The organism is Acinetobacter sp. 826659 (genome assembly GCF_000588515.1).
GTDB classification, from domain to species: Bacteria; Pseudomonadota; Gammaproteobacteria; order Pseudomonadales; family Moraxellaceae; genus Acinetobacter; species Acinetobacter pittii.
This window is the reverse complement of the sequence record NZ_JFYD01000009.1, coordinates 63,524-81,199: the sequence shown is the minus strand read 5'-3', so window position 1 is coordinate 81,199 and position 17,676 is coordinate 63,524. Positions and strand designations below refer to the sequence as shown.

The window sequence follows — 17,676 nt, the reverse complement described above, 5'->3', positions numbered from 1 at the left end:
GGTATGCCGGCTATTTAAATCGAAAAAGTAACTTTTTCTGCAAAAATGGATTACAGAGCAAAATGGCAAATAAAATAATAAATATACCGATAATGCTAAACAGATCCGGTAATTCATGCCAAAAAACAAATCCCCAAATTCCTGCAAAAATAATAGCAATGTAATTCATTGGACCAATTTGGCCTGCTGGCGCTAAGCTATAAGCATAAGACATAAACAGTTGGCTAATGTTTGCTAAAAGTCCTGCGGCAATGAGTAGGCTTAATTCGTGCCAAGTGAAAATACGCCAATGCCAAAACATCGGAATAGAGGAAATTAAACTACCAAAAACACAGAAGTAAAAAACGATACGTTCAGGCGGCTCTGTACTGGTTAAGGCTCTTACGGTGACAAAAGCCATTGCTGATAAAAAGCATGCACCCAAGCCAATAAAAGATAGTGCGTTAAATAAACCTTGGTCGGGTTTAGCAACAAATAAAACCCCAACGAGGCCAATCACAGCGGCAAAAATCATCGATTTGGTAATTTTTTCTTTTAAGAAAAGCCATGCAATCAGTGGAATAAAGATAGGAGATGAATAACTAAAAACCATGGCGTTCGATAGTTTTAAGTTCGCAATGGCATAGAAAAAACCATACATTGCGGCTAGCCCGACAATGCTTCGCCACGTATGCATCCAGAGTTTATCGGTCTTAATAAAGTCTAGACCCTGTTTAAACAGCATCGGAATAAAAATAAATAAACCCACTGCATTTCTAAAAAACACGACGGTCGCATTGTCTACGGTTTGCGAAGCAAAACGAATGCAAACTCCCATAATGGAAAATAATAATGCCGATGTCATAAGACAAAGCAGTGCTTTTCCAAGTTGAGTTGAGGGGAGGTTTGAAGCAGTCTGATTTTGCATATCGAAATGAGTTTTGGGTTTTCGGTGTTATCTTAGCAGCGATGCATGCATTGGATGAAATATCATTTGATAATGATTCAATAGTGATATTTATTAAAATAAAAAAAGAGAGCCTAGGTCAGCTCTCTTTTAATTTTTAGGGTGCTATTTACAGCTAAAGTTTTCAGCTTTTTCGCTATCACCTTGACCATTGTAACGGGCAATCAGTGGGTAAGGACAAAGTGGACGGGTGCGGTCTGGCGCCCAATCTTTTGGAAGCTCAGTATTGATTTGACCACTCGGGTTAGCTGCGCCGCGTGCGGTTGCAATAATTTTGTCAGGTGCTTGCCCATATTCCACCCAGTTGACTAAAGCAGTCAATGCATCAAATTGGTCAGTCGCAATGCCATCACGGGTATGGTTCATGCCCGGAACTCTAAAGAAACGTGCAAATTCAGATGCTGTACCTTTTGCATCATTTTTATAATGTTCTAGCAGTTGATCGTACCAATTTTGGGTGTCATCTACAGAGAAAACGCCGTCTGCTGTGCCTTGTACCACAATCATTTTTCCACCGTGATTTCGGAGTTTATCTAGATTCAATTCATCGGGCGGCATCATGAATGACATCGAACTTTCGGTATACACATCATTGGTTGCTGAGAGTTTTGGATAGTCGGTATCGAAGTTAAAATTAAAGGCAAATTGTCTAGAGTTTTGAGTCACAGTTGGGTCTGGTGGGACTTGAAAAAGAATGCCGACTGCAACTGGGTCACGTGCTGTTCCCACAGAAGATTCAAATTTCCAGCTTGCCCAGTTGCTTCCCACTAAACCAGGGTCAAAAGGCTGGGTTGCATAGAGCGCTTGTCCAGCCGAATTTACAGGACCACGGTAAATGTTGGCTAATACATCAATTTGTTCGGTAGTTAAACAAGTACCATCACGTGTGCTTGAACAAACGGGTACATCTTTGTGAATATCAAAAGCCGTACGGCAAGCCTCGACATCTTGAACCAAGCCATCTGCAACACCGTCTAAAGCATCACATCGATCTAAAATTGCTTTTGCTAATACTTTGCGCTCTGAAAGAGTAAAAGCGGTACTTAAGTCATTTTCATCTGTTGCGACACGACGAAGCTGTTGTGCGGTGTAGAGTTGAGCTGCGGCCGCACGAGGTAAATGAAAACCCGGTGTACTTGCTAAAATTCCATCATATTGGTCACCCAAACGGGTTGCGGCAATCATGGCATGCCGTCCGCCGTTTGATGTGCCGCCTGCATAGGAGCGGTCTGGCAATTTACCATATGCGGCTTTAATTAGGTTTTTTGCCATAGGCGTGAGTTTGGTAATTGCACCATAGCCATAGTTGATTCTGGCTTGAGGGTCTAAACCAAACATTGGATTTTGTGAAGCATTATGTCCAGCATCGGAGGAAATAACCGCAAAACCATCATGCAGGGCATTGGTGAGTGGTCCACCACTACCAACCTGACCTGTTGCAGGGACTAAATTACCATCGGTTCCGCCATTACCTTGATAGAGGAAACGGCCGTTCCAGTCTATTGGTAAGCGCATTTCAAAACCAATTTGATAAGTTTGTCCATCGACAGGGCTTACCCGTTGGTCCATATAACCTTTGACCAAACAATGTGCGCCAATCGGTTTGTTGGCGACAGTCAATGTACCTGCTTCTTGAAGGGTAGCTGAGCTAATAACGGTATTGTTGTATTGAAATCCGAGTAAGTCTGAACAGCTTCCAGTTAGTTTTGCGTCTACAGCAGGAGATAACTGCGGTGGTTTGGTTGTTGAGGGAATCGTTGTGTCATCACTATCACTTCCACAGCCTGCCAAAGAACCAAGCATGGCAAGTACTAAAGCGGAGTGGGTCAAAATTCGTTTATTTTTGGTGTAATTCATTTATTCATATCCTTATTGAATGAATGGTCGCAATTAATCTAAAACCAGAAAATTAGCTGTGCTTCGTGCAATCATTTTGTTGTTTTGCCAAGCTTCACTTTCGAGATTTAGTACAGTTTTGCCTTGTTTAATGAATCGGCATTTTGTAATGACTTCACCCACAGCACAGGGCCTTAAAAAATCCATTGTTAAGTTGATGGTGGTAGCGGGTTTATGGTCATTGGCGAGAAATGCAAAAAGTCCCATCACATCGTCAAGCATGGCGCAGATCATGCCGCCTTCAACGGTGCCGCGTGGATTGGTAAAGCTTTCTAGGGCTGTGTAATGGATAGTGAGTTCAGTGTTTTGATCATTCCAATGGATATTGTGTCCGCCCAAATGGTGGTGGATGGGCGGTAAGTGTTCTAAAGTTTTTTGATCCATAATGAAGGCTCCATCCTTTTTGTAAGTGTTATAAAAATTATTATTTCAAGGTGTAGGCATCATAAATAACTGCTTTACCCAAACGCATTGCACTACCTACTGCAACGGTCTGGTTAAGCCATGAGTATTTAGGTGAGCTGGTTTCAAACTGCATGGTAATTTTGAAATAGTAATTTTTCGGGTCGACATCTTTGCCTTGAGCAAGCTGTTTTAGTGTTTCTGCTGAGCCATGTCGGTAACCTTTGGTTTGAAGATAAATCAGTGCACCGTCATCGGTTTCTAACAAATATCGCGTATCAATAATGGCTAGTCCTTTACTGTCGACAATTTGCCAATCTGCGCCATTATTTAAAATGCGGCCCTTAAGTGATTTCCCTTCGAATGTCCCACCTGTAATGGGAATAATTCGGCGTTTACCTGCATCACTGGTGGTGCCTAATTCCCAAACAGGCGCGTTTAGATCAACACTAAATTTTGCTAAAGGCTCAAGCTGAATAGGTGGCGGGCTATATTGTGTTTCGGCATGAGTCAGGCCAATGAAATAAATTCCGCAGAGTAGAGCTACAACTTTCTTCATGATGAATTTCCCGAAATAAAAAGAGGTTCTATATGTGACAGAACCTCTTGTTTTGAATTATTTAAATTTCCATGTGTAGTCAATGTTGATGCGGGTTTCGTTTACAGGTTTGATGTTGGCTGTAGAGAGCATGTTGTTGTCATAAATGGCGTAGCGCGCGCGTAACCCTAAATTTTTTAACCAGCCACTTTGAACGGTGTAACCTAAATCAAAGTCTGTTTCGCGTTCTTTTAGATTGGTTCCGCCTAAGTTGGGTGCATAAATATTGTGACCTGCGGTGTAACGGGTCATAAAACGTAAACCCGGTACATAATCTTTAAAGTCATATTCATAACGGAAGCTATAGGCTTTTTCTTTTGGGTTTAAAAATTCGCCCGGCCATGTATCAATGAGTAGACCCGTTTCACCTCCCGTCAAATATGGAAAGGCGGTATCGCCATGATGTTGGAAAGTTCCAAAAATAAATTTATGGTTTTGATGTTTGAGTTCGAAATGCGCATGATAGAGGTCATTATCGACTAAGCCTGCTTTTGCTTGCCCGTCATCTCGGCTGCGGTAGTAACGTAATTGCGAGCTAAAGTTAGTGGTGTCATTAATTTTGTGTTGATGTAAAGCACCGACCATGGTTTGGTTATAAAGATCATCAACATCCATGTAAAAAGCAGTGAGTTTTAGTGCAGGATTAAACTGATAGTTTCCACCTAAATAATAGAGTCCATCAGTTTCAGCACTTTTAAATCGTCCATTCACCCCTGAAATTTTAATTTTTTCATAGTTGGTCGAATCACGATGATTCACTTTATCGAGGTAAGCTGCCTGTAAATCAAAATCTTTAATATCTTTACTAGTCAGTGAAATTCCTCGATAGGTTTGAGGAAGCAAACGAGCAGGTGACGCTACTAAAACAGGGTTCATTGGCATGAGCGTACCAATGCGTAACTCGGTCTGGCTCATTTTCGCTTTTGCTGTGACCCCAATTTCGCCATAAGAGTCGGCAGGCTCATTGGTGCGCGTGTCTCTAGGTAAGTTTCCTGTACCGCCATGCTCTGCATCAGCATCGAGTTTAAAACCCGCCGTTGCAAGCACATCCAGTCCAAAACCGACAGTCCCTTCGGTATAACCTGAATTGGCTTTAAGAATAAACCCTTGTGTCCAGTCCTTGGCGGCAGGGTAAGCAGATTGCTCTTGGTAGTCGCGGTCAAAATAGAAATTTCTCGTGGTGAGTTCTACTGAACTGTTATCAATAAAACTGCCAGCCCACACTGAACCAGAGAGCATAAGGGTAGAGTACATCCATAATTTCGACATAGCATTTCTTCCTGAAATATCATTTTTTGTTTTCAACAAGGCATAGTTGTTGTGCCAGCCTTGTTTGGTTTTTAAATCGAATTATTTTCCGAGCAGTTCTCGGGCGACGATTTCTTTCATAATTTCATTGGTTCCCCCATAAATTTTTTGTACCCGCGCATCCACAAAAAAGCGTGAAATCGGATATTCCTGCATGTAACCGTAGCCACCAAAAAGCTGAAGTAATTGGTCAATCACTTCACATTGGACATCGGTGATAAAGCATTTCAGTGCGGCAACTTGAGTCACGCTTAACTGGTGTTGTTGATACAGCGCTGCACATTGGTCTACAAAAGCTTGAGCGGCTTTGGCTTTGATTTGCGCGTTTGCCAGCACAAAGCGTGTGTTTTGCATGTGGCTTAAAGGTTGTCCGAAAGCTTTACGCTCTAATACATAGTCTTGGGTCAGTTCGATGGCGCCTAAAATTGACCCCAAAGCCATCATGGAAATACTCAAACGTTCACGCGGTAACTCTTGCATTAAATAAGCAAAGCCTTGTCCTTCTTCACCCAAACGCTGATTTGCAGGCACACAAACATCATCAAAAAATAGTTCGGCTGTATCTTGAGCATGTAGCCCAATTTTTTGTAAAGAGCGACCTTTTTTAACGCCGTCTAAAGCAGCATCAACTAATAATATTGAAATGCCTTTTGCTTTAGCTTGAGGGTCAGTTTTTGCCACCAAAACAATCAGGTCGGCATGTAATCCATTTGAAATAAACGTTTTTGAACCATTCACACGATAGTGGTCATTTTCTAAAATGGCTTGAGTGCGTATAGCCTGTAAGTCTGAACCTGCATTGGCCTCTGTCATAGCGATGGCAGTGACGACTTCACCTGTCACCATTTTCGGTAGCCAATAACGTTTTTGCTCTTCAGTTCCGATATTTTGCAGGTAAGGAGAGACCAACTCATTTTGCCCACCAATGGCAACAGCTAAAGACGCAAAGCCCGCTTGAGCAGTTTCTTGAACCAGCATGAGGGAGTAATGAACAGGAGCGCCATAGCCGCCATATTCCTCAGGCACATCGACGCACAAAAAACCATTCTCCCCAAGACGAAGCCATAGATCACGTGGGATAAGGCCATCGTGTTCCCACTGTTCATAATACGGAGCAACCTGTTCTTTTAAGAACCTGCGATAGCTATCCCGAAATAGTTCAAATTCTGTATCGTGTGGCATGTTGAACCTTTTTTAGGCAAAAGTGAGGCTGTAGCCCAAACCGAAGTTTGAGCTTCCTTTTTTACTTCAATTGCTTATTGCTTTAAGGTGGGCACCCGTATAATCAGCGGGTTATCAGTCTGCTTTTGATAAAGTTCATCAATTAATGCTGCACGACGCTTGGTAATACTGCTTTGATTGAGATTGCCTTTATCTGTCACTTCGCCTGCATCGAGTTGAGGTGGTTCGATCATTAAATAAAGCATGGAGACTGTATTTGAGCTGCCAGTCGCATCTTTATTAAAGGTCGTTAAAAATTGGCGGAACCATTGTTGGACTTTAGGATGCTGTAATATCTCTGTTGCAGAATGTTCACCAAGCTTAAGACCTGCATATTGAGCACAAGCATCTAGTTTTGGAAAAATCAAAAAGCCAACCGCATTCAGGTTTGAACCTGTAATGCAGACATCTTGAACCAGTAAATTACCTTGAATGAGCACTTTGTTGCGTAGCGTGCCCACATTCACAAAAGTGCCTGTATTGAGTTTAAAGTCTTCGGCAATTCGTCCGTCGTACATCAGTCCTTTGGTTGGATCATTGACATCGACTAAACGAACGGCATCGCCTGTATGGAAAAAACCTTCATCATCAAAAATAGTGCTTTGCTGGTCTGCCTTTAAGCGCCAATAGCCTTTCATGACATGTTTGCCACGAACGCAAAACTCAAGTTTGTCACCACATGGCACCAGCTTAATTTCGCATCCCGGAGCAGGGTAACCAATAAAGCCAGCCATCACGCGTGGGCCAGTAGTAAAAGCACAAGATGGTGCAGTTTCAGTCATGCCCAATCCGCTCATGATACGAATTTTTTCTCCACAATGTTGCTGAGCAATTTTATCGAGTCTGTTCCAGCCCGCTTCTGAAAGTGCAGCACCGGCAAAGAATAAAATTTTAACTTTGGCAAAAAAGCGGTCTCTTAATTCCTCATCTTTTTCTAAAGCTTCGGTGAGTTCTTCCCAACCTTTTGGCACATTTAAATAAACAGTTGGAGAAATTTCTTTGAGATTACGAATGGTTTCGTCAAATTTTCCTGCAACGGGCTTGCCATCATCAATGTAAATCGTACCGCCGTTATAGAGTGCAATGCCGACATTGTGACTACCGCCAAATGTGTGGTGCCAAGACAGCCAGTCGAGTAGGACAGGTGGTGTTTCTTCAAACTCAGGGAAAGTTTGTAATAACATTTGCTGATTAACACACAACATTAAATGCGTGGTCGGTACAGCTTTAGGCAATTTAGTTGAACCTGATGTAAATAAGAATTTGGCAATCTGGTTTTCATCAAGGGTTTGGTAAAATTCTTGAACATTTGAAACTGGTGTATCTAACAGCGACTGAAAAGACGTGCAAATCTGATCGCCTACAATCCCTTTATTGGTCACCACTTCAATGTCAGGTGTAATACATGCCTGAATCGCTTTGGCAAAAGCTTGTCCATCGCTGGCATAGACCATGCCTGGGGTAAGTACTTCAAACACATGTTTGAGTTTGCCAAAGTCTTGAGAAATCAGAGAGTAGGCAGGGGAAATAGCAGAGAAAGGCACCCCCGCCAGCATGGCGCCCATAGAGAGTGTTAAATGTTCGAGATCATTACCACTTAAAATGATGAGTGGTCGTTCTTGGCTTAAATTACGGTCATGCAAAGCTTGAGCAATGTGCCATGCGCGTTGTAGAACTTCTGCATAACTTAGTTTGACCCATTCGCCTTGAGCATTGCGTTTTGCTGCAAAAATATGGTCGGGTTTGGTTTGTGCAAAATGAATTAACCGATCTGTCAGTTTTTGTGGATACGGTTTTAATTGCTCTTTTGGGCTGATATAGAGCGTGTCATCTTTATGGTGATAATGAATATCATGTTGCCCTAATTTTACGAACCGTTCGCGGTCTTGTGATTGAGTGGCATTCATTTGCATTTCTTTCACTCCATGGAAAGCGCATCACTGCGCTTTATTTTTTGCATCATGCAATTTTTATTTAATTTGTCGGTATTCGCCTTAGCCTGACTAAATCGGGTAATGACGTGTTTGAGTTTGAATAGTAATCCAGCGTAGTTCAGTAAATTCGGCAACAGAGACTTTACTACCAAAACGTCCGTAACCACTCGATTTTGTTCCGCCAAATGGCATTTGAGCTTCGTCATGTACGGTTGCGCCGTTAATATGACAAATACCCGAATCAATCTGTTTAGCGACTTCCAGTGCTTGCGAAATATTTTGGCTAAACACTGCTGAAGAAAGGCCGAACTCGCTGTCATTTGCCAGTGCTACGCCTTCTTCAATGCTTGAAAAACGTTGAACTGTGCATACAGGTCCAAATGATTCTTCACGGTAAAGCAGCATGTCAGGTTTAATATTGAGCACCAGTGTCGGTTGCATGGTGGTGTCTTCAATATGGATGCCTAAAGGTAAGTCAGCCCCTTTGTTTTGGGCATCTTCTAGCAAATGCTGAATACGGCTTGCAGCACGGCGACTTTCTAAAACACCGAGTACATTGTCTTTTGAGGTTGGATTACCTGCCTGAACAGCGCGAGTTTTCTCAATCAGCTTTTCAATAAATTGGTCGGCAATATTGTCTTGAACCAAAACACGTTCGGTCGACATACAAATTTGACCCTGATTAAAGAACGCTCCAAAAGCGACTGCATTTACGGCTTCATTAATGTCAGCTTCATTTAAAACCACAACAGGGGCTTTCCCACCGAGTTCGAGTAAAACTGGCTTTAAATATTTGGCAGCATTTTCGGCAATAATTTTTCCAACTTTGGTTGAACCGGTAAAATTAATGCGTTTCACGGCTGGATGAGAGACTAAACGCTCCACGATTTGTGGTGCATCTTCAGCGGCATGCGTAATCACATTGACCACACCTTCACCCAGACCTGCTTCATGTAACACTTCACCAATGAGATGATGTGTTGCTGGGCAGGCTTCCGATGCTTTTAACACAACCGTGTTGCCACAAGCCAAAGGCATAGCAAGTGCACGTGTTGCCAAAATGACAGGCGCATTCCAAGGTGCAATGCCAACAATGACACCGCAAGGAACTCGTACACCCATCGCAAGATTGCCCGGCACATCTGATGGAATCAGACTTCCGTCAATTTGTGTGGTCATGGCTGCGGCTTCACGTAACATGTTGGCAGCAAGGTGAACGTTAAACCCATACCATGTTGCAGTTGAACCTGTTTCTTGAATTCCAGTTTCAATGAATTGCTCGGTTTTTTGGTCCATTAAATCGGCTGCTTTTAATAAACGTAAGCGACGTTCGGTAGGCGAGAGTTTCGACCATACTTTAAAAGCTTGTTGTGCCGATTCGATTGCACGGTCAACATCTTCCAGTGTTGCGGCAGCAGCTGTACTGGCTACTGATCCATCAATTGGGCTAATACGCTCAAAAGTTGCCTGATTTGATGCATCAACAGATCGACCGTGAATAAGTAACTGTACATTTTGCATGGGTTGCGTCCTTACATTGCCATTAAAGTATCAAAAGTTAACCAGTACGTTTATAACTCTGTAAACCCGGTTTAATTGATTTTTCATCTAAGAATTGTTTCAAACCTTCTTGGCGGCCATTTTCTGTATCGCGGTGGATACATTGATCAAGTTTGGCATATAAGTAGTCTTCGTTTTGGTCCCATGTCAGTTCGCGGCAACGCTTAAATCCATTTTTAGCGGTACGAAGAACCACAGGGTTTTTCTCAAGTAAGCAATTTGCAAGTTCAGTCACTTCTGCTTTTAATTGGGCAAGCGGTACGCTTTTGTTCACAAGGCCCATGGTTTCAGCTTCTTTACCGCTAAAGGTTTTACCCGTCATGATGTAGTACAAAGATGCACGGTGACCTACGGTATCTGCCATTGCTTTGCTTACAAGGTTACCCGGTGGGATCCCCCAGTTAATTTCAGATAAACCGAAAGTTGCTTCATCTGCTGCAATTGCTAGGTCACAAGCCACTAAAGGTGAGAAACCGCCTCCAAAGCACCAGCCGTTGACCATAGCAATGGTTGGTTTTGAATACATACGAAGAAGTTGCCACTGCCAGCGACAAGAGTCACGGCGAATACGTTCTTGGAAAATTTCAGGCTGAGTGTCGACTTCACGGAAATATTCCTTCAAATCCATACCCGCTGTCCAAGAGTCACCAGCACCCGTCAAAACTAAAACACGCGCATCTTGATCAAGCTCAAGAGTTTCGAGCACATCAATCATTTCACGATTGAGTGTTGGGCTCATGGCATTTTTCTTTTCTGGGCGGTTCAGGGTGACCCATGCAATTCCTTCTTCAACTTTAACATCTACTGTTTCCCAGCGGTTTTCATAACTCATCTTCATACTCCTTGAATGATTTTTAGCTGTTCTGGGATTTAATTTAATATCAGTTAAACTTACATTCAAGTCTTTTTTATAAAATTTCATAAATATTTTTTAATTCATTGTATTTTAAATACTAATTATTTTTTAAATTAATTTAATATAAAAATGTGTTGATTTTTTAGTAAGTTTAACTGATATTTTTGGTGTGTTTAAACAACAATACACAAAGGGCTAAATGGAACGACTAGTCAATAAAGGACAACACAATGGAAAAAATATCAGGACAGCCTTCAAGGGCAAAAATCACGTTGCTACTGTGCTTTGCCATAGCAATTTTTGAAGGGTTTGATCTTCAATCAATGGGGGTAGCCGCTCCACGAATGCGGGCTGAGTTTATGTTGGACAATGCACAGATGGCGTGGGCGTTTAGTGCTGCAATTTTAGGGACGTTACCAGGTGCAATATTAGGCGGTCGGTTTGCTGATATTGTCGGGCGTAAGAAAATTCTGATTTTTAGTATTTTACTTTTTGGAATTATGTCTTTGCTAACGGCTTATGCTGCTAACTTTAGTTTGCTATTGCTCATTCGTTTTTGTACAGGTTTAGGAATGGGTGGAGCACTTCCGATGATGATTACACTTGCCTCTGAAGCTGTACCTGACCAGCACAAAGGTACTGCTGTCAGCATCATGTATAGCGGCATTCCTTTTGGCGGATTACTCACTTCTGTTGTCGCCATGTCGTTGGCAGGTGATGCAGAGTGGCGTCATATTTTCTATATTGGTGGGATTGCACCTATTTTACTCATTCCACTGATTATGCGCTTTTTACCTGAGTCAAATGATTACCTGCAACGTAAAGTTCAAGCACAAAAAACGACACCATTCTTGGAAGTTTTATTTGCGAAAGAGCGTCGTATGTCAACCATTCAGCTTTGGATCAGTTTTTTCTGCACGCTAGTGGTACTTTATTTCTTGTTGAACTGGTTGCCATTGCTGATGGGCGCGCAAGGCCTATCAAAACTACAGGCAAACTATGTACAGATGGGCTACAACGTTGGCGGAATTTTAGGTTCAATCCTCATGGGCGTATTGCTTGATAAATTACGCATGAGCTTTGTGATTAAGCTGATTTATCTCGGCATTTTATTCTCACTGTGCTGTTTAGCAATTTCTCCGACAGTGGCTTTACTTGCACTTTCGGCAGTGGGTTGTGGCCTATTCATTGTGGGAGGACAATCGGCGCTGTATGGTCTGGCTGCTATGTATTATCCAACTGAAATGCGTGGAACTGGTGTAGGTTCAGCAGTTGCAATTGGCCGTATTGGTTCGTTTGCAGGGCCTTTAATGGCAGGGGTTTTACTCTCGCTTGGACAAAGCTCGACCATCGTGATTGGTTCAAGCATTCCAGTGATTTTAATTGCAGCGATCTCTGCATTACTTCTTGTCAAAAAACCTAAACAGCCTGTACATTTAGTACAAAGCTCAGGTGCTCGCTAAGTTTTAACGAAAGTATGGGGTTAGAACCTCATACTTTCACTACAGATTTTCTTATGATGAATGAAAGGTTATGGTACGTTCGAATTTAGTTCCAAAAAAAGTAGAAGATGAGCCTAAGTTAAGTTACATGATTGCTCGTGTTGACCGAATTATTAGTAAACATTTAACAGAACATTTAAAAGAGCTTGAAATTACCTTGCCGCAATTTACTGCACTTTCTGTTTTAGCTTCAAAAAGTAATTTATCCAATGCCAAGCTTGCTGAGCGTTCTTTCATAAAGCCGCAATCTGCCAACAAAATTTTGCAAGATTTACTGGTAAATGGTTGGATTGAGAAAAACCCTGACCCAACACATGGCCGCCGTATTTTAATTACCCTGACCGAAAGCGGTGTTGAAAAGCTAAATAAATGCAATGAAGTGGTTTTAAAAGTTGAAGAAAAAATGCTTGAAGGCATTGATATTAACTTGGCTTATTTAATTCGTAATAACCTCGATATTATGGTGAATAATCTTAAGAATTTTAAATAATTTAGATTAAAATTTTCTAAAAATTAGTAAATTATAGTAATAGTTTAAGGAACAGCGATCTAAAGATTATTTAAATCGCTGTATATAATACTAAATTTATTTAGAGCAATATTTTATTGCAGATGGAGAGACCGTTGGTTCTGAGTTTAGCCATTGTTTTGTTGGGGTCACTGTAATATCACAATTTTCAGCAACTTTAATTTTAAATGCACTCCAATAGAAGCTTTCTCCAGTATTTGAAGTAGGTGTAAAAATTTGAGTTCCTTTCATTGTGTTTAATTCAACTTTTATTGGTGAGCCAAAAATACCGGGATTCGATGTGCCTGAATAGTTGTGAACAAAATAATGGTAATCACCTACCATCAATTTACTTAATGTGATCACTTCAGGGCCATAGCTGGTCGTATCATCAACATCTAAATTTATAAAAGGATGTTGCAGTAATGCTCCTTGGGCACTGTATGAAACATGACTGCCATCTGGGGCTAGCATATGCGAGTCAATATCATTGGGATTTTGGCCCCAAGTCAACCTAACCGTAATATTTTGGCTTGGCTCTGTTAAAACTAAGCAATCATTTAAAGTGCTATTTGATGCTAATACAGTATGTTCAACGGTATTACTGCGTAAACTATTTGCTTGACCATTAATTACTACAATAGAGTTTTGTTTTGCTGCGGCTGAGAACTCACCATTATTATTGGTATTAGTAATGGTGTAGCCAGAGTAGTCTTTACCCTCAAGCAAAATTTGAGCATTAGCAATTCGTTTTCCACTTGAATCTGCTAAGCAGCCAGCAACATTTGTGGTCTGATAAGGAATATCTGCATTTACAACATTTAATGTACTTGAGCTACCTGCGTAGAAACTATTTCCGTTATTATCCGTCTGTAAGGTGAGTGTTTGGTTACCATCCTGAAGCCAATAACCACGAGTAGGGTCAAAATAATAAAGTGGAATGGTAGCAGGGGCAATTCCTCTCGCCATTAAAGGAATACGAATATTAGCCAATTGGTTAGCTATCAGTTCAACTTTTGCACCAGTGCTATCTCTCAAATCAACAACCATGGCTCCAAAACTTTCCAACGGTGCTCTTGTATTGTTCACTTGAGTTGCTAAATCACCTGGCATATTGCGCACTTCTTGCGCAGTGTTAATGAGTGCAAAACTCACATTTACATTACCTTGAATAGGCTGTCCATCTACACGTTTTAGACTATTTGGGGCAATAACAACTTGAGCTGTACTGTTTGTTAAGTTTACCGTTCCACCAGTGATGGCAGAAACAGACCCTCCTAAATTTAAAGGAATGAGCTGAACAATAATACCTGAGAGTTCTTGCTTATCTACTAAATCGACAGTAACAAATTGATCTGCATAACCAGTTTTACTAATTTTAATGACAGATCGACCAACGGCAATTTTTTGTAGTTGCGCTTTACCTTCTATATCAGTACTTAATGATACTGTTTTATTTACTATGCTAACTTGAGCATTATTAATTTGACTACCTGTAGTATTATCAAATACTTGTAAGGCAACACTTGCAGAAGGAGTCGTAACAGGCGAAGTTTCATTTGGATCATTATCGCTATCATTACAAGCCATTAAGCCCATACTTAATGCAATAATTAGCGGTAATTTTTTAAAAAATAATAAATTTCTCATTGATAAATCTCTAATCTGATAAATATAAATAATTTTTAAAATTGTCGTTTTAAAGCTGTATTATTAATTTTAAAACGAGAATAAAGTCATCCTTTTTAATGAGTGATTTGAAAGTAAATATTTAATAAAAGGTGATTAAATACCTATAATCTAAAATAAATGAGTTTAAAATATATTATAAATTTATTTTTTATTAAAGAGGTTATTTTGAAGATTTATTATAGATTGATTTTTAAATTACTCTTAATAATCAATATTTTTATTTATATTATTTAATAAATTTACGACTATATTTTATCAATTTAAAAATAAAAATAAGTTAATTTTGATATGACAGTAAACCAAGTTGAGTACTTTTTTTAAAAATTAATTTAATCTTGATCAATTAAGTTGACGCTTATAAATGTCTGAGCTGTTAGATTCACACAGAAAATTTATTTCATTTTGCAAATGAACTTGCTAGCATCGAAGAGACGTTTTTGGTGATGTGTGGCAGCGAATGTCTTCAGGACAACAAGTTTTACTTAAACTAAGAAAAATGATTATTTCAGGGGAACTTGAAGGCGGTGCCAGAATTGCTGAAATTCCGACTGCCGAGTTACTTGGTGTTTCAAGGCAGCCTGTTCGTATTGCCTTTCGCTTGCTCGAGCAAGAAGGCCTCCTTATTAAAAACCCAACTCGTGGTTACACGGTTCGTGAAATTTCAGAACAACTGGTTCATGATGCGCTCGAAGTACGCGGTGTGCTAGAAGGGTTGGCTGCGAAAACTTTGGCAGAACAAGGCTTAAGTGAAGAGCAGAAAAAGACGCTGCAACATTGCATTCAAGAAACTGAAAAACTATTTAATGATAAAGACGAGTTTGGTGATGCTGAACTGGAACGTTATCACCATTTTAATGTCATTTTTCATGACACGATTATTGAAGGCGCGCAAAACGTCGCACTCATCCAAGCCTTAGCGAAAAACAATCAATTGCCGATGGCGTCTGCCCAAGCTATTACCTATGACCAGAATCAAGCTTTGTCTGAATATCGTCGTTTGCACTATGCGCATTTACAGCATTGTTCGATTTTCGATGCATTGGTACATCGTCAGGCAGGGCGTGCTGAAACTTTAATGCGTGAGCACAGTAGTGTGGTGATTTTGGGTGAAACGCTAAGAAATGTTCTCAGCGCTTAAGGTGAAAGAAGTTCCTTTATTTTCGAATAAAGGAACTCAAGAATTAAATTTCAATCACAAGATTTTTAGTTTTTGCACGAGAACAGCAGGGCGTAAACTGGTTATTTAGTGCATGTTCCTCATCGGTCATAAACATATCTCGATGATCTGGAGTACCTTCTACCACACGGGTAATACACGTGCCACAAATACCTTGTTCACACGAAACAGGAATATCAAAACCATTTGCAATTAATGCTTCAGTAGCAGTCTGCTCTGGTAACACTTCAATTCGGCGGCCCGTACCTTTCACTTCAATCGTGAAAGCTTCATCATTAGACGTATCTACTTTTTGGGCGACAAAATGCTCTTGATGTAACTGTTCGCTATGCCAACCTGCTTGTTCGGCCGAGCTCATGACAAACTGCATAAACCCTGTAGGTCCACACACATATAAGTGTTTATCAGGTGAAGCTTGGCCCAAAACCTCTGCCATATTACATTCGGTGTCTGGTTGATCTTGAATATGAAAATGAACTTGGTCACCAAAGTGCTCGGTTAAGTTGCCATAGAAGGCAATCATTTCATGACTACGAACGAAGTAGTGCAATTCAAAAGGAATATTGGCCGACTTGAGTCGATACGCCATCGACAAAATAGGGGTAATACCAATACCGCCAGCAAATAAAACCGCTTGTTTGGTTTGAGGATGAATTTCAAATAAATTGCGTGGTTCACCAATCTTTAAATGATCGCCTTCATGATATTCGGTGTGGATGCAACGTGACCCACCGCGTGAATTGGCATCATGTAAAACGCCAATCACATAACGATGCTTTTCAGTGCAGCAGTTTGAAAGTGAATATTGACGGGTGAGGCCGTTTTTTAGGTGCACATCAATATGCGCACCTGCTTCAAAACTCGGTAGCTCTGTACCATTTGCTGCAACCAATTCAAACGCACGAATGGTCGGGGTAAGCTGGTGAATTTTTTGAATAATAACGTCCATGTTCATGCTCCTTTAAATAATCCGAATGTTTGGAAACTTCTGTACGGATGTTTCAGGAGGTGTTTTATTTTCTTCAGCAAGTAGTCGCTCAATCACCTTGCGAGACTGTACACCGCCTGCGTCGATGTTGAGCATTAGTAACTTGCGATGTGGATTGTTTAAAATATTTTGTTGTTGTTGCTCCAGCATTTCTAAATCTTCAGTAAAGATTTTGCCTTGGCCTTCACGAATTTGATCGGTGAGTTCAGCATTATCTGGCTGGAAGTTACGCGCCATTCCCCAGAAATACCAGTGTGAAGTTTCAGTTTCTGGCGTAATAAAATCGACCACAATTGAGGAAACTTTTTTGTCATTTGGTGCGTGATAACCACCATGTCCAGCATGTGCGACACCCACTTCAATGTGAACATTACTTGGTGCAAAGAAGTGGCAACGTTGCCAACGGTCAACAGGTACATCATCAGCCAAATGATTGCCGCGAAGGGCCATTTGCCAAAATGGAGGTGCAATCACATTTTCCATGTAGCGTTCGGTAATCACATGATCACCATCAACTTTAGTGACTGGTAATGATTCATCAATCTCTTTTTGTCCGATGCTGCTTGAATGAACATAGGTCTCGTGGGTTAAATCCATCAGGTTATCGACCATCAAGCGATAGTCACACTGAATGTGAAACAGGCCTCCGCCATAGCTCCATTCAGGATGATCTGCCCATTCTAAAGTTGGCAGTTTTGCTTCATCTGCTAAAGCTTTTTCGCCTGGCCATATCCAAATAAAACCGAACTTTTCGACAACCGCATATGCTTTGTTACAAGGAAAGCCATTTACACGTTGGGCTGGCATTGAAACGGTCTTTCCGTCACAACCCATAACTAGTCCATGATAACCACATACAAGGTTGCCATCTTCGACATAGCCAAGTGAAAGTGGGGCACCGCGATGGGGACAAAAATCTTCAACGGCTGCAACTTGGTTTTCTTTACCGCGATAAAAAACAATTTTTTCACCACAAATGGTGCGACCTAGTGGTTTGTCTTTGATTTCTTCTGGGCGGCAGGCAACATACCAAGCATTTTTAATAAACATTGTGACGACTCCTTATCACTTATTGGATCCAATTTATA

At 40.9% G+C, this 17,676-nt stretch carries 15 protein-coding genes; 3 read left to right on the top strand and 12 right to left on the bottom strand.

Going from position 1 to position 17,676, the window contains the following annotated elements; all coding sequences use genetic code 11:
* Positions 1-10: 10 nt before the first annotated feature.
* The 9 genes from J663_RS16895 to J663_RS16855 all read right to left on the bottom strand — a co-directional run bounded on the left by J663_RS16895 (position 11) and on the right by J663_RS16855 (position 10,703).
* Positions 11-907, bottom strand: coding sequence for a DMT family transporter (locus J663_RS16895; RefSeq protein WP_033851137.1), 897 nt, complete (start codon positions 905-907; stop codon positions 11-13).
* Between the two features lie 144 nt (positions 908-1,051).
* Positions 1,052-2,803 (bottom strand): tannase/feruloyl esterase family alpha/beta hydrolase, encoded by a 1,752-nt coding sequence (locus J663_RS16890; protein ID WP_033851136.1) that lies wholly within the window; start codon positions 2,801-2,803, stop codon positions 1,052-1,054.
* A gap of 33 nt (positions 2,804-2,836) precedes the next feature.
* Positions 2,837-3,226 carry a PaaI family thioesterase gene (locus J663_RS16885; protein WP_033851135.1) on the bottom strand — a complete coding sequence of 130 codons (390 nt, stop codon included), beginning with the start codon at positions 3,224-3,226 and terminating at the stop codon, positions 2,837-2,839.
* Between the two features lie 40 nt (positions 3,227-3,266).
* Entirely contained in the window at positions 3,267-3,803 is a 537-nt protein-coding gene (locus tag J663_RS16880) for a DUF3237 domain-containing protein (RefSeq protein ID WP_033851132.1), read from the bottom strand.
* Between the two features lie 57 nt (positions 3,804-3,860).
* Positions 3,861-5,111 carry an OprD family porin gene (locus J663_RS16875; RefSeq protein WP_033851130.1) on the bottom strand — a complete coding sequence of 417 codons (1,251 nt, stop codon included), beginning with the start codon at positions 5,109-5,111 and terminating at the stop codon, positions 3,861-3,863.
* Between the two features lie 81 nt (positions 5,112-5,192).
* Positions 5,193-6,332 carry an acyl-CoA dehydrogenase family protein gene (locus J663_RS16870; protein WP_033851129.1) on the bottom strand — a complete coding sequence of 380 codons (1,140 nt, stop codon included), beginning with the start codon at positions 6,330-6,332 and terminating at the stop codon, positions 5,193-5,195.
* Between the two features lie 74 nt (positions 6,333-6,406).
* Positions 6,407-8,293, bottom strand: coding sequence for a feruloyl-CoA synthase (locus tag J663_RS16865; protein WP_171073673.1), 1,887 nt, complete (start codon positions 8,291-8,293; stop codon positions 6,407-6,409).
* Positions 8,294-8,374: 81 nt separating this feature from the next.
* Complete coding sequence (locus J663_RS16860) at positions 8,375-9,826, bottom strand: aldehyde dehydrogenase (RefSeq protein ID WP_033851126.1); 1,452 nt, start codon at positions 9,824-9,826, stop codon at positions 8,375-8,377.
* A 37-nt stretch (positions 9,827-9,863) separates the two neighbouring features.
* Positions 9,864-10,703 (bottom strand): p-hydroxycinnamoyl CoA hydratase/lyase, encoded by an 840-nt coding sequence (locus J663_RS16855; RefSeq protein WP_170825830.1) that lies wholly within the window; start codon positions 10,701-10,703, stop codon positions 9,864-9,866.
* Between the two features lie 248 nt (positions 10,704-10,951).
* Between J663_RS16855 and mhpT the strand changes: the two genes are divergently transcribed.
* Positions 10,952-12,184, top strand: coding sequence for a 3-(3-hydroxy-phenyl)propionate transporter MhpT (mhpT, locus tag J663_RS16850; protein WP_033851124.1), 1,233 nt, complete (start codon positions 10,952-10,954; stop codon positions 12,182-12,184).
* Positions 12,185-12,254: 70 nt separating this feature from the next.
* Positions 12,255-12,713 carry a MarR family winged helix-turn-helix transcriptional regulator gene (locus J663_RS16845; RefSeq protein ID WP_033851122.1) on the top strand — a complete coding sequence of 153 codons (459 nt, stop codon included), beginning with the start codon at positions 12,255-12,257 and terminating at the stop codon, positions 12,711-12,713.
* A gap of 96 nt (positions 12,714-12,809) precedes the next feature.
* On the opposite strand, the gene J663_RS16840 is transcribed toward J663_RS16845, so the two are convergent.
* On the bottom strand, positions 12,810-14,381 hold the full coding sequence (locus J663_RS16840) for a carboxypeptidase regulator (protein WP_033851120.1): 1,572 nt from the start codon (positions 14,379-14,381) through the stop codon (positions 12,810-12,812).
* A 487-nt stretch (positions 14,382-14,868) separates the two neighbouring features.
* Between J663_RS16840 and J663_RS16835 the strand changes: the two genes are divergently transcribed.
* Positions 14,869-15,561: a GntR family transcriptional regulator gene (locus tag J663_RS16835; protein ID WP_077162611.1), complete on the top strand. Its 693-nt coding sequence runs from the start codon at positions 14,869-14,871 to the stop codon at positions 15,559-15,561.
* A 43-nt stretch (positions 15,562-15,604) separates the two neighbouring features.
* Here the strand turns inward: J663_RS16835 and J663_RS16830 are convergent, their stop codons facing one another.
* Both J663_RS16830 and J663_RS16825 read right to left on the bottom strand, forming a co-directional pair.
* Entirely contained in the window at positions 15,605-16,549 is a 945-nt protein-coding gene (locus J663_RS16830) for a PDR/VanB family oxidoreductase (protein WP_033851118.1), read from the bottom strand.
* A gap of 12 nt (positions 16,550-16,561) precedes the next feature.
* Entirely contained in the window at positions 16,562-17,638 is a 1,077-nt protein-coding gene (locus J663_RS16825; protein ID WP_033851116.1) for an aromatic ring-hydroxylating oxygenase subunit alpha, read from the bottom strand.
* Between the last annotated feature and the right edge of the window lie 38 nt (positions 17,639-17,676).

Coding starts and splice junctions, on each gene's coding strand:
- J663_RS16895 (WP_033851137.1), bottom strand. CDS start 907: ATGCAAAATCAGACTGCTTCAAACCTCCCCTCAACTCAACTTGGAAAA.
- J663_RS16890 (WP_033851136.1), bottom strand. CDS start 2,803: ATGAATTACACCAAAAATAAACGAATTTTGACCCACTCCGCTTTAGTA.
- J663_RS16885 (WP_033851135.1), bottom strand. CDS start 3,226: ATGGATCAAAAAACTTTAGAACACTTACCGCCCATCCACCACCATTTG.
- J663_RS16880 (WP_033851132.1), bottom strand. CDS start 3,803: ATGAAGAAAGTTGTAGCTCTACTCTGCGGAATTTATTTCATTGGCCTG.
- J663_RS16875 (WP_033851130.1), bottom strand. CDS start 5,111: ATGTCGAAATTATGGATGTACTCTACCCTTATGCTCTCTGGTTCAGTG.
- J663_RS16870 (WP_033851129.1), bottom strand. CDS start 6,332: ATGCCACACGATACAGAATTTGAACTATTTCGGGATAGCTATCGCAGG.
- J663_RS16860 (WP_033851126.1), bottom strand. CDS start 9,826: ATGCAAAATGTACAGTTACTTATTCACGGTCGATCTGTTGATGCATCA.
- J663_RS16855 (WP_170825830.1), bottom strand. CDS start 10,703: ATGAAGATGAGTTATGAAAACCGCTGGGAAACAGTAGATGTTAAAGTT.
- mhpT (WP_033851124.1), top strand. CDS start 10,952: ATGGAAAAAATATCAGGACAGCCTTCAAGGGCAAAAATCACGTTGCTA.
- J663_RS16845 (WP_033851122.1), top strand. CDS start 12,255: ATGGTACGTTCGAATTTAGTTCCAAAAAAAGTAGAAGATGAGCCTAAG.
- J663_RS16840 (WP_033851120.1), bottom strand. CDS start 14,381: ATGAGAAATTTATTATTTTTTAAAAAATTACCGCTAATTATTGCATTA.
- J663_RS16830 (WP_033851118.1), bottom strand. CDS start 16,549: ATGGACGTTATTATTCAAAAAATTCACCAGCTTACCCCGACCATTCGT.
- J663_RS16825 (WP_033851116.1), bottom strand. CDS start 17,638: ATGTTTATTAAAAATGCTTGGTATGTTGCCTGCCGCCCAGAAGAAATC.